General features: G+C 63.6%; 10 protein-coding genes. 3 read left to right on the forward strand and 7 right to left on the reverse strand.

Going from position 1 to position 11438, the window contains the following annotated elements:
• Nucleotides 1-67 precede the first annotated feature (67 nt).
• The 5 genes from gndA to tkt form a co-directional block, all read right to left on the reverse strand.
• Nucleotides 68-1504, reverse strand: coding sequence for an NADP-dependent phosphogluconate dehydrogenase (gene gndA / locus BMW72_RS16590; RefSeq protein WP_092112540.1), 1437 nt, complete (start codon nt 1502-1504; stop codon nt 68-70).
• Nucleotides 1505-1591: 87 nt separating this feature from the next.
• Entirely contained in the window at nt 1592-2065 is a 474-nt protein-coding gene (locus BMW72_RS16595; RefSeq protein ID WP_092112542.1) for a ribose-5-phosphate isomerase, read from the reverse strand.
• A 66-nt stretch (nt 2066-2131) separates the two neighbouring features.
• Complete coding sequence (gene rpe / locus BMW72_RS16600; protein WP_092112543.1) at nt 2132-2824, reverse strand: ribulose-phosphate 3-epimerase; 693 nt, start codon at nt 2822-2824, stop codon at nt 2132-2134.
• Nucleotides 2825-2911: 87 nt separating this feature from the next.
• On the reverse strand, nt 2912-4039 hold the full coding sequence (gene tal, locus BMW72_RS16605; RefSeq protein WP_092112545.1) for a transaldolase: 1128 nt from the start codon (nt 4037-4039) through the stop codon (nt 2912-2914).
• A gap of 108 nt (nt 4040-4147) precedes the next feature.
• Nucleotides 4148-6301 carry a transketolase gene (gene tkt, locus BMW72_RS16610; RefSeq protein ID WP_422386307.1) on the reverse strand — a complete coding sequence of 718 codons (2154 nt, stop codon included), beginning with the start codon at nt 6299-6301 and terminating at the stop codon, nt 4148-4150.
• 183 nt (nt 6302-6484) lie between these two features.
• Here tkt and BMW72_RS16615 point away from each other — a divergent pair, with 183 nt between their 5' ends.
• Nucleotides 6485-7792, forward strand: a complete 1308-nt coding sequence (locus tag BMW72_RS16615; protein ID WP_092112547.1) for a helix-turn-helix transcriptional regulator — start codon at nt 6485-6487, stop codon at nt 7790-7792.
• 106 nt (nt 7793-7898) lie between these two features.
• Here the strand turns inward: BMW72_RS16615 and BMW72_RS16620 are convergent, their stop codons facing one another.
• Nucleotides 7899-9401: an APC family permease gene (locus BMW72_RS16620; protein ID WP_092112549.1), complete on the reverse strand. Its 1503-nt coding sequence runs from the start codon at nt 9399-9401 to the stop codon at nt 7899-7901.
• Nucleotides 9402-9554: 153 nt separating this feature from the next.
• A complete protein-coding gene (locus BMW72_RS16625) occupies nt 9555-9947 on the reverse strand; it encodes a cupin domain-containing protein (RefSeq protein WP_241983859.1) in 393 nt (130 codons plus the stop codon).
• 245 nt (nt 9948-10192) lie between these two features.
• Here BMW72_RS16625 and BMW72_RS16630 point away from each other — a divergent pair, with 245 nt between their 5' ends.
• Together BMW72_RS16630 and BMW72_RS16635 are read left to right on the forward strand one after the other, a co-directional pair.
• Complete coding sequence (locus BMW72_RS16630) at nt 10193-10780, forward strand: TetR/AcrR family transcriptional regulator (protein WP_092112551.1); 588 nt, start codon at nt 10193-10195, stop codon at nt 10778-10780.
• 276 nt (nt 10781-11056) lie between these two features.
• A complete protein-coding gene (locus BMW72_RS16635) occupies nt 11057-11434 on the forward strand; it encodes a cupin domain-containing protein (RefSeq protein WP_092112553.1) in 378 nt (125 codons plus the stop codon).
• The last annotated feature ends 4 nt before the right edge of the window (nt 11435-11438 follow it).

Below are 11438 nucleotides of genomic sequence, written 5' to 3' on the forward strand. Positions count from 1 at the left end.
CCCGGGGCGGGTAGGGGAAACGCTGATCGGGACGGTTGAAACCACTCGTTTGGGTAGTCGGCCCTGGCTAGTGGGTGTCTACCGCATCGAGTTCGCTCTTGTCCTCACCCCAGAGGGTGTGAAAGCTGCCTTCGGCGTCGACTCGGCCGTAGGTGTGCGCACCGAACAAATCGCGCTGGCCCTGGATCAGCGCGGCCGGCAGGCGCTTACGGCGCAGGCCGTCGTAATAGGCCAACGAGGAGGAGAACACCGGCACGGGAATGCCGAGCTGCACTGCGGTCGAGACGACCCGGCGCCAGGCCGGAAGCACGTCGGCGATCGCCGTGGTGAAGGCCGGGGCGAACAGCAGGTTGGCGGGCTTCTCGTCGGCGGCGTAGGCCTTGGTGATTTCCTTGAGCAGGTCGGCGCGAATGATGCAGCCGCCGCGCCACAGCGACGCGATCTCGTCGAGCTTCAGGTTCCAGCCGTACTCGGTGGCGGCCGAGGTAAGCATGTCGAGGCCCTGGGCGTAGGAGATGAGCTTGGAGGCGTAGAGCGCCTGGCGCACGTCTTCGACGAAGGTGGCGGGAACCTCGATGTCGGCTTCGGCACCGACGAGCAGCTCCTGGGCCAGTTTGCGCTGGTCCGTCTGCGAGGACAGCGCCCGGGCGAAGACCGACTCGGCGATGCCCGATGTCGGGGAGCCCAGCTCGAGCGCCGAGATGACGGTCCAGCGGCCGGTGCCCTTCTGCCCGGCGGCATCCACGACCACGTCGACGAACGGCTTGCCGGTATTAGCATCGACATGCCCGAGCACTTCGGCAGAGATTTCGATGAGGAACGAGGCCAGGTCTGTGGTGTTCCACTCGGCGAAGATCCTGGCCTGCTCGGCCGGTTCGATGCCGGCTCCCGAGCGCAGCAGGTCGAAGGCTTCGCCGATGACTTGCATGTCGGCGTATTCGATGCCGTTGTGCACCATCTTCACGAAGTGGCCGGCACCGTCGGTGCCGATCCAGGCGCAGCAGGGCTGGCCGTCAACGCGGGCGGCGATCTTCTCAAGCAGCGGACCGAGCGCCGCGTAGGATTCCTTCGAACCGCCGGGCATGATCGACGGTCCGTTGAGGGCACCCTCCTCACCGCCGGAGACGCCGATGCCGACGAAGTGCAGGTTCTGCTTGGCGAGCGCGGCCTCACGGCGGCGGGTGTCTTCGTAGTGCGAGTTGCCGGCGTCGATGATGATGTCGCCCGGTTCGAGCAGCGGTTCAAGCTGCTCAATCACCGAGTCGACCGGCTGGCCGGCCTTGACCATGATGAGCACGCGGCGCGGCTTCTGCAACGAGTCGACGAGCTCCTGCAGCGTCTCCGTGCGAATGAAGTCGCCGTCCTGGCCGTGGCGGGCGAGCAGGGCGTCGGTTTTTTCAACCGACCGGTTGTGCAGGGCAACGGTGAAGCCGTTCCGGGCCAGGTTGCGGGCAAGGTTGGCCCCCATCACCGCAAGGCCGGTGACACCGATGTGTGCTGACATCAAAAAACTCCCAATTATTGTCGGTGGTACAGGGGCTTTCAGGCGCGCGGGCGTCTGGGGCCCGGTAGAAGAAGGTGACGCGCCGAGCTATTCGGCCGTGTCGCCAATGGTTTCGTAGCTGGCGATCTGGCCGATGCGCCGCTCGTGGCGCTCAGCGTTGCTGAACGGTTCGGCCAGGAACGCCTGGATCAGCGCGGTGGCCTCCTCGACGGTGTGTTGACGGCCACCCACGGCCACCACATTGGCGTCGTTGTGTTCGCGGGCCAGTTTGGCCGTGTCGAGGTTCCAGGCCAGAGCCGCGCGCACCCCAGCGACCTTGTTCGCGGCGATCTGCTCACCGTTGCCCGAGCCGCCGAGCACGATTCCGAGGGCGTCCACTCCCCTGGCCTGGTCGGCCACGACCGCTGCCGCGGCGTTGATGCAGAATTTGGGGTAGTCGTCGTCGGCGTCGTACGATGTCGGCCCGTGGTCGATCATCTCGTAGCCGCTGGCTGACAGCACACCGATGAGGTGGGAGCTGAGCTCCAGGCCGGCGTGGTCGGTGGCGATGTGAACGCGCATAGGTGATCCTTCAATCTGTGGTTGGGGTGCGGCTCTGGCAAGGCTGGCGGGAAACGGCAAACCGTCTCAGCGCACTGGTGCGTACCCGAAGGCGAGTTGGCCGTTTGCGCGCAGCGACTCGATGGCGTCAGCGGGCGACGGCTTGCCGTAGACGGCCGACCCGGCCACGAACACGTTGGCTCCGGCCTCTGCCGCCCGCAGGATGGTGTCCTCCGTGATGCCGCCGTCGACCTGGATGGCCACGTTGACGCCGGAACCGTCGACCGCCGCGCGGGCACGGCGAATCTTGGGCAACATGATGTCCAGAAACTCCTGGCCGCCGAAGCCCGGCTCCACCGTCATGATCAACAGCATGTCGATTTCGGAGAGCAGATCCAGGTACGGCTCCACCGGGGTGGCCGGGCGCAGCGCCAGGCCGGCTTTGGCTCCGCGTGCGCGGAGCTCGCGAGCCAGCTTGACCGGGGCGTTGGACGCCTCGACGTGGAACGTCACCGAGCTCATGCCGGCGTCGGCGAACTGGGGTGCCCAGCGGTCGACATCCGAAATCATCAGGTGCACGTCGAGCGGAACGGGACTGACCTTCTGCAACCGCTGCACGACGGGCAGGCCGATCGTCAGGTTCGGCACGAAATGGTTGTCCATGACGTCCACGTGCACGGCATCGGCGTTGCTGATGCGCGCCAGCTCGGCTTCGAGGTTGACGAAGTCGGCGGAGAGGATGCTGGGGTTGATGCAACACTGCAGGTGGGACTGGGACATGATTTCTGCCTTTCGATGTCGGTCAGGGCTCAACGTGGGTGAGGCTCAGTGCGTGAGGCTCAGTGGGTGAGGCTCAGTGCGTGAGGCTCAGTGGGTGAGGACTGCGCGTGCGGCGGCGAGCGCGTCGTCGACGTCGGTGAGGAGTTCCTGCCAGCTGGTCACGAATTTGTCGAGCCCCTCCGTTTCGAGCAGGGCGACGACCTCGTTGTAAGAAATGCCGACGCGCTTGAGCGCGGCCAGGGTGACTCTGGCCTGGGTGTAGCTGCCGGTGATCGTGTCGCCGGTCACGACGCCGTGGTCGAAGGTGGCATCGAGGGTCTTTTCGGGCATGGTGTTCACGACGCCGGGAGCCACGAGCTCGGTGACGTAGAGCGTGTCGGGGTAGGCCGGGTCTTTGACACCGGTGGATGCCCACAACGGCCGCTGCGCGAGCGCGCCGACGGCGGCCAATGCGGTCCAGCGCTCGGTGGAGAAGAGCTCTTCGTAGACCTGGTAGGCGAGTCGGGCATTGGCGACACCGGCCTGGCCCTTGAGCGCCTTGGCTTCAGCGGTGCCGATGACGTCGAGGCGCTTGTCGATTTCTGAGTCAACGCGGGAGATGAAGAAGGAAGCGACGGAGTGGATGGTGGAGAGGTCGTGGCCGTTTTGCCTGGCCTGCTCGAGCCCCAGCTGGAAGGCGTTGATGACGGAGCGGTAACGCTCCAGGGAGAAGATGAGGGTCACATTGACACTGATGCCGGCGGCGAGGGTGGCCGTGATGGCCGGAAGACCCTCGGGCGTCGCCGGAATCTTGATGTGCACGTTGTGCTTGCCGACCTTCTTATAGAGCTTTCGGGCCTCGGCGATCGTGCCGTCGGTGTCCCAGGCGAGGCGGGGGTCGACCTCGATGGAAACCCGGCCGTCGACGCCGTTGCTGGCAAGGAAGATGGGCGCGAAGAGGTCGCAGGCGTCGGCGACGTCGGTCGTGGTGATCTCGAAGATGGTCTCATCGAGGCTGGCGCCCTGTGCGGCCAGCTCGGCGATCGTTGCGTCATAGTCGGTGCCGGAGGTGATCGCGGCCTGGAAGATGGACGGGTTGGTGGTGACGCCCACGACGTTCTTCTCATCGATGAGCTTCTGCAGGCTGCCACTGGCGAGCCGTTCGCGGGAGAGGTCGTCGAGCCAAATGGACACACCGGCGTCGGACAGTCGGGCAGTGGGGGTGGGGGTAGTCATCTTCTGCTTCTTCCTTGAAAAAATGATGGACGGTGGAGAGCTGGCGGCCGGCGTCGCGGAACGCACCTGGGGCGGTTCTGCGACGCCGGTCATGGTGCTGCGGTGTGGTTAGTTACCGGCTGCAGCGAGGGAGTCCTTCGCGGCGGCTGCGATTGCTGCCGTGGTGATTCCGAACTCTTGGAACAGGCGCTTGTAGTCTGCCGACGCGCCGTAGTGCTCGAGGCTGATGGAACGACCGGCGTCGCCGACGAATTCCTTCCAGCCCAGGGCCAACCCGGCCTCGACCGAAACGCGGGCCTTGATAGCGGCGGGGAGTACGGATTCGCGGTAGGCGGCATCCTGCTTGTTGAACCATTCCACACACGGCATCGAGATGACGCGGGCGGCGATGCCTTCGGCCTGGAGCGCTTCGCGGGCCTCAACGGCCAGCTGCACCTCGGAACCGGTTGCGATCAGCAGCACCTGCGCCGGCACGGTCGCGCCGTTCTTGGATGCCTCGGCCAGGACGTAGCCACCCCGGGCGACGCCGGCGGCGGAACCGAAGGTGTCGCCCTCAGCAACGCCGGCGCCGCGGGCGTAGGTCGGGATGTTCTGCCGGGTCAGCACGATGCCGGCCGGATTGTCGTGGTTCTGTAGCATCGTTTTCCACGCCACGGGAACCTCGTTGGCGTCGCCGGGACGAACAACGTCGAGGCCCGGGATGGCACGAAGGGTCGAGATCTGTTCTACCGGCTGGTGGGTGGGTCCGTCTTCGCCCAGGCCGATGGAGTCGTGCGACCAGACATAGATGGACGGAACACCCATGAGGGCCGAGAGGCGGATGGCCGGGCGCTGGTAGTCACTGAAGATCAGGAACGTTCCGGAGAATGCGCGAGTAGGACCGTGCAGCGAGATGCCGTTCACGATCGACGCGGCGGCGTGCTCGCGAATGCCGAAGTGCAGCACCCGTCCGTAGGGGTTGCCCTTCCACGATTCGGTGGAGCGCGACGCCGGGATGAACGACGCGTTTCCTTCGATGGTGGTGTTATTGGATTCGGCGAGGTCGGCTGAACCGCCCCACAGCTCGGGCATCACCGGGCCGAGTGCACTCAGCACCTTGCCCGACGCGGCGCGGGTGGAGAGGTCTTTACCGGCTTCGAACACCGGAAGGGCGGCATCGACGCCGGTCGGAAGCTTCTTGGCTTCGATGCGCTCCAGCAGGGCGGCGCCCTCGGGGTTACCCGTCTGCCACGCTTCGAACGAGGTCTGCCAGTCGCTGTGCGCGGCGGCGCCGCGGCCGACGACGGCGCGGGCGTGGGCCAGAACGTCGGCATCCACTTCGAAGGACTTGGCCGGATCAAAGCCCAGAACCTCCTTGAGCCCGGCGACCTCGTCGGCGCCGAGGGCGGAACCGTGGATCTTGCCGGAGTTCTGCTTCTTCGGCGACGGAAAGCCGATGATGGTGCGCAGCGAAATGATGGAGGGCTTGGAGGTCTCGGCCTTGGCAGCCAGCAGCGCAGTGTAGAGCTCCTGCACGTCTTCTATGTACTCGCCGGTCTCGGTCCAGTCCACCCGCTGCACGTGCCAACCGTAGGCTTCGTACCGCTTCAGCACGTCTTCGGTGAAGGAGATGTCGGTGTCGTCCTCGATGGAGATGTGGTTCTCGTCGTAGATGACCACAAGATTGCCCAGCTCCTGGTGCCCGGCGAGGGAGGATGCCTCGGAGGTCACGCCTTCCTGCAGGTCGCCATCGGACGCGATGACCCAGATGGTGTGGTCGAACGGGGACGTGCCCGCGGCGGCATCGGCGTCGAACAGGCCGCGCATGCGGCGCTGGGAGTAGGCGAAGCCCACCGACGATGCGAGTCCCTGGCCGAGCGGGCCCGTGGTGATCTCCACACCGGCGGTGTGCTTGTACTCCGGGTGGCCCGGAGTCAGCGAACCCCAGGTGCGGAGCTCCTGCAGGTCTTTGAGCTCCAGGCCGTAGCCGGAGAGGAACAACTGGATGTAGAGGGTCAGCGAGGAGTGGCCGGGTGACAGGATGAAGCGGTCACGTCCCAACCAGTCCGGGTTCTTCGGGTCGTGGCGCATGAGCTTCTGGAAGAGCAGGTACGCGGCCGGCGCCAGGCTCATGGCCGTACCGGGGTGGCCGTTGCCGACCTTCTCGACGGCGTCAGCGGCGAGAACACGGATCGTGTCGACGGCGCGCTGATCGTGGGCTGTCCAGTTGAGTATCGCTGAGTGCGTCGTTGCCTCTGGACCTGTAGCGCTGGTAAGCGTCACATTTGCTGTCGGATTCACGGTTGGTCCCCTTGATTCGGTCGGCCGGTAGCGGCCGCATGGATGGTCTGTGGTTGATGTCCATCTTCATCAAACGAACGGGTAGGGGTAACACTGTTTTTTGACGGTTCTGACTACCCTTTTGGACTGGTCGGGCGTGTGGTTCGCCGGCGGTAGGATAACCGCATGAGCATCGTCGCTGATCACCCCCTGAAGGATTCCCTCACTGGTCTTCCGGACCTGCCGTGGCCGCTGTTGCAGGCCATCGCGGCAGTAGCGGATGCATCCCTGGGGCAGATCGCCGAGCGGCTCCGCGACGCGACAATCCCTTATATAGGGAGCAGTGCGCTGATCATCTTCACCGAGGACTGCACGGGCCGACCGCAGAAGAAAGCGGGCGCGGAGGAAATTATCTCACGCGTCTCGATCACCGAGCTCGAGGCGCTTCGCGCTGTCGTATCAGACGAGACGCCCTGGTTCGGCGAAGCCGACCTCGCCGGGCGCAACCGCCCCGTGCTCGCGGTGAAGTACTCCCCCAGCAATGCGATCCTCGTGATCACCGACCCCAAGCCGACCAGCCCCGAACCCGACGCCGGGTTGACCGTGGTGGAGTATCTCTGGCGGCTCACTGCCCGGCGCATCCAGGAACGGGTGACGGATGCGCCGCCCTCATACCTGCTGGAATCGCGCGCCGCATCGGCTGAACGCGTGCGGGTGACGGCCGAACTGACCGATCTGCACTCGACGACGCTGGAAATTCTGCTGGCCGCGCTGCGGGCATCCGCTTTGGACAACGCAGCGGCCCGCTCCACCGTGACCGGCCTCGCCGCCAAAGCCCTGGTCGAACTGCGCACCCTCAGCGACCGCACGACGGACTCGGTGAAAGAGCCCGTCGCCCGGGCGTTCGAACGCCTCAGGGACGATTTGCGCCCGCTCACCCGTTTCAGCGGTATCGAGGTTGAATTCATCGAACCGCCGCTGAACGGACGCGCCCTGCCCGGCGAAGTCGCCCACGCCGCCCGCGCTGTCGTGCGCGGACTCGTGCTGGCCATGATGGAGCAGCCCCACGTCAGCCGGGTACGCACCCAGTGGGACTGCGACGGTGAAAACCTGCTGATAAACGTGCGTGACGACGGCCGCGGCTCGCTCGACGCCGACGCGCCGAGCATCGCCCGGCTCGACCGTCGGGTGCAGGCACTCAACGGTCAGCTGCGCATGGATGTCATGCCGGGCTGGGGTGCTGACATTTTCGTGTCGCTGCCGCTGGACCTTCCGGCGCGCCCCGCCGAGGATGTCGCCGGTTGGAACCTGGCCGCCCGGGAGCTCGAGGTGCTTCAGCACCTGGCCGCCGGAGAACGCAACCGTCTCATCGCCTCAACGCTCGGCATCAGCGAGAACACGGTCAAGTTCCACGTGCGCAACCTGTTCAGAAAGCTCGATGTGGGCTCCCGCACCGAGGCCATCGCGCTGGCCCACCGCCACGGACTTCGCTGACCGCCACCCGTAACGGATGCTGCCTGCCGCAGCTGCGAGGCGGAACGAATAAGGGAGTGTCTCGGAAAGGTTTTTCCGAGACACTCCCTTTGTGCGGTCTACTCGATCACCGAATCGGGTCCGGAACCAACTCCGAATCTGGCGATGCATCGAGATCCACCACGCGAGCGTTGGCTGCTGCTCGTGCTGCTGCCTTCTGGTGTTTACTCGATTCGTGCTGGGAGTAGAACCAGATGGGGATGTAGAGCGACAACACGATGAAGCCGACCCAGGTTGAGCCCCAACCGATTTCCAGGCTGTTCAGGTAGATCACACCCACCAGGCACAGGGGCAGGTTGAACAGGCCGAAGAGCATGGCGACATGTTGCCAGCCCTTGGGCGCCTTGAAGGGGCGTTCCAGGTTGGCGAAGGAGGGGTGCTTTTTGGCCTTCACGTAGGCGAACAGGCTGATTCCGTTGGCAAAGGTGTAGCCGATCGCAGCGGCCGCGAGAATCGCCGCCATTGATCCGACGGAGATCAGCACCATGTTGAACGCGGCGGTGACGAGCAACGCAATGAACGGGGTGCCGTGGCGATTGGTTTTGCCGAAGAACTTGGGCAGGTTGCCTTCCGTTGCCATGGAGTGCATGGCGCGGGACGACCCGAGGAAGGCGGTTTGAATGATCAGGACCATCGCGATGATCAACATGATGATGGTAAGCACGGAACCGGATTCACCGAAGATGGCCTGGGCAACGGGGATCAGTGGCGACAGCGGCTCGGCGACGGCACCGTCAACACCGAGCACACCGATGACGGCGGTCTGCACCAGCACATACGAGAGAAAGCAGATGAGGCCGACGGCCAGCAACGCCTTGGGCACATCCTTGGAGGGGTTCTTGTATTCGGGGCCGTAGATGGCGGCTGTCTCCCAGCCACAGGCGCTCCACTGTGCGATGGCGAAGATGCCGAGGAGGATCAGAACGTGGTTCATGTCCCAGGACCAGTCGGCCGGCAGCCAGTTGCCGGTGATGTTGGCCAGATCCACGTGTCCGGTGGCGAACGGTGCCACGGTCAGGATGATCAGCGGGATCAGGGAGAGGGCGCCCAAGATATAACCGAGGATGGCGCCGTCCTTGAGGCCGAACCAGTTCACCACGGACAACAGGGTGAAGATCACCAGGCCCGAGAGCAACGACAGTTGGTATTCGGTGAAGGTCTCAGCCAGGATCGGAAACAGCCCGTGCAGGTAGCCGCCAATCAGGATGGCGAAGATGGCCAGCACCGGGTTCCAGGCGAACCAGTAGCTCCAGGCGCTGAAGCCGCCGATCAGCTTTCCCTTGTCGTACTTGCCGGTGAAGTTCTCGGTGCGAAAGATGTGCTGCGCGAATCCGGGAAGACCAGAGGCCTTGGGAAAGGTGGTGGCCATCTCGGCGTACGCGGCGTTCTGCATAAAGCCCTGGATGACCGACAGCCCCCAGATAAGGATTGCTGCTGCCGATGTCCACATCGGAAGGTAGCCCAGGGAGGGCAGAATCAACAAGGGCACCCCCAGCGCGATGGCCATCCCCTGCTTCCAGTCGATCGATCGTTTCAGATGGTCGACTTCATCCGAACGGTGTTCACTCATGACAATCTCCCTTAAATATCAATAGGTCTCTGATTTTTTAGCGACGTACGGTATTTCTGGACTATCTAAAATGGCCGTGAAAGTGCAACGCTCGGGCCAGTAGGGTCGGCCTAGCGGTGGACTAGCGAAGAGTTCAGGGTTCGACGTGCTCGGTTAGAGTTCGAAGTACCTGAACGAGTGCGACTCCAAACCCAGAGGGTTGGGACCGTAAATGGTGAACATGCGCGCGTAAACCGGCGCCCAGTAGCGACCGGTTCGGCCGGGATTCACGCGGGCCGAGTCACCCGGTTTGAGCACGACGGTTGTGCCGTCGGTCTCAATGTGGAGTTCACCTTCCAACAGAAAGTTCGTCTCGGTGTGCGGGTGAAAGTCTTCCCAGCCACAGGCGTCCAGCTCCCATTCCGAGAGGATGACGTCGTCCCAGGCACCGATTGGGTCGGCGTTGATGAACCGGCAGCGCAGGCGGGGCCATTCGTCCTTCATCGGCTTCATGGGCTTTGCCGGCCAGAAATCAAGCACGTCCAGCATCGACTGCGTGGGGGGCACAGGGGTAGTTGGCGCCATTGTCGGTTACCCTTTCTTCAGTGGAAAAGCTGCTGGAGGCATGCGGGAAAAATCTCAATCCGAGGGCATCATCGCGTCGTGGGCCACTTTGCTTTCACGACACTGACATGAACAAAAGTTCAAGTCAATGGTCCAAGTTGGCGAAAAGGGACATTTGTGGTACTCAAACGAATAGTCTTTCGGAATCGTCTCTTCAACCGGAGGCGGGAGAAACCGGAGCGTGGGCCATGCGGGTACCTGCAGTCGAACGGAAAAGTCAGCTCATTGCAGCCACGGTAGAACTGATGAGACGTGAAGGCGTTCAGTCGGTGACGATGAGGGCCATTGCCAAGGAGGCCAACGCCCCGCTGGCCACCGCACACTATTGCTTCAGCAACAAGGACGAGCTCATGGACGCGGCCGCCGAGGCCTGGTTGCGCAACCTAAACCGCTTTGCCAGCGACGTCCCGGTACACCTCGGGCTTCGCCGGGCCGTGGAACAGGTCGCTGAGGGCTACTGGCGCTCGCTCGAGGAAGAGCCGGCCAGCCTGCTCGCCGAGATCGAGCTCATCATGTGGGCCACCCGAAACGCCGACTCCAGCCCGTTGGCCGCGAAAATCTATCCCGCCTACGAGGTGGAGCTGGGAACGATGCTGACCGCCGTCGCCGACAGCAGCGATGATCGGTGCGTCATGAGCATTCCCGACCTGGTGCGGTGTTTTCTCATGATTTTCGACGGCGCTGCGATGCAATATATGACCGATCCTGACGCCGCCGATCACCGCGGACTGTTCTTACTGATGGTTGATGCCCTGTTGGTCAAAGCCGGCCTGTGAGGCCGGGCGGTGATTCAACAACTTTGAGTTGAACTATTGACTTGAACAGTTGTTCATGTGAAAGTATCTCCAACGAAGATTGGTGACGTGCATTTCACCGGTGGAGCTCGGAGCAGAGTTCTACCGGCATTCCAGAAAGTAGGGAATGTTCAGTCACCAACCCTTCGTCCCGGAGCCCCTGGCCGGGTTCTCGCTCGATTTCGAGCGCAGTGTCATAGTCCCAAAAAGATGGCCTAATCCGGCCCATCTTCGCAAACACTAGTCACAGGAGACACCATGGAAACCGTATTGGGCACCCTCACCAAGGCCGGCGCCATCTACAAAGTCGAAGGCGGCTACCTCGACCTTCCGCCGATGAACGAACCCGGCTGCGACGCCGCCATCGGCGACTCCCTCTCCAACCCCGAAGGCTCGGTCATGAGCGCCGGATTCTTCGAACTCAAGGCCTCCGCACCCCTCGTCTACACCTACACCTACGACGAGATGAAGGTCGTCATCAAAGGCGAATTCATCCTCACCGACCAGACCACCGGCGAAGTCACCCACGCCACCGAACGCGACGTACTCTTCTTCCCCAAGGGCACCACCGTCAAGTTCGAAACCCCCGACTACGCCCTCGGATTCTTCGCCGGCGACCGCACCTTCGCACCCTAAACCC

The organism is Cryobacterium luteum (genome assembly GCF_900110125.1).
In the GTDB taxonomy this organism is placed as follows: domain Bacteria; phylum Actinomycetota; class Actinomycetes; order Actinomycetales; family Microbacteriaceae; genus Cryobacterium; species Cryobacterium luteum.

Bases quoted from the DNA above. Each gene is read 5' to 3' on its own strand.
- gndA (WP_092112540.1), bottom strand. From the start codon at position 1,504: ATGTCAGCACACATCGGTGTCACCGGCCTTGCGGTGATGGGGGCCAAC.
- BMW72_RS16595 (WP_092112542.1), bottom strand. From the start codon at position 2,065: ATGCGCGTTCACATCGCCACCGACCACGCCGGCCTGGAGCTCAGCTCC.
- rpe (WP_092112543.1), bottom strand. From the start codon at position 2,824: ATGTCCCAGTCCCACCTGCAGTGTTGCATCAACCCCAGCATCCTCTCC.
- tal (WP_092112545.1), bottom strand. From the start codon at position 4,039: ATGACTACCCCCACCCCCACTGCCCGACTGTCCGACGCCGGTGTGTCC.
- BMW72_RS16615 (WP_092112547.1), top strand. From the start codon at position 6,485: ATGAGCATCGTCGCTGATCACCCCCTGAAGGATTCCCTCACTGGTCTT.
- BMW72_RS16620 (WP_092112549.1), bottom strand. From the start codon at position 9,401: ATGAGTGAACACCGTTCGGATGAAGTCGACCATCTGAAACGATCGATC.
- BMW72_RS16630 (WP_092112551.1), top strand. From the start codon at position 10,193: ATGCGGGTACCTGCAGTCGAACGGAAAAGTCAGCTCATTGCAGCCACG.
- BMW72_RS16635 (WP_092112553.1), top strand. From the start codon at position 11,057: ATGGAAACCGTATTGGGCACCCTCACCAAGGCCGGCGCCATCTACAAA.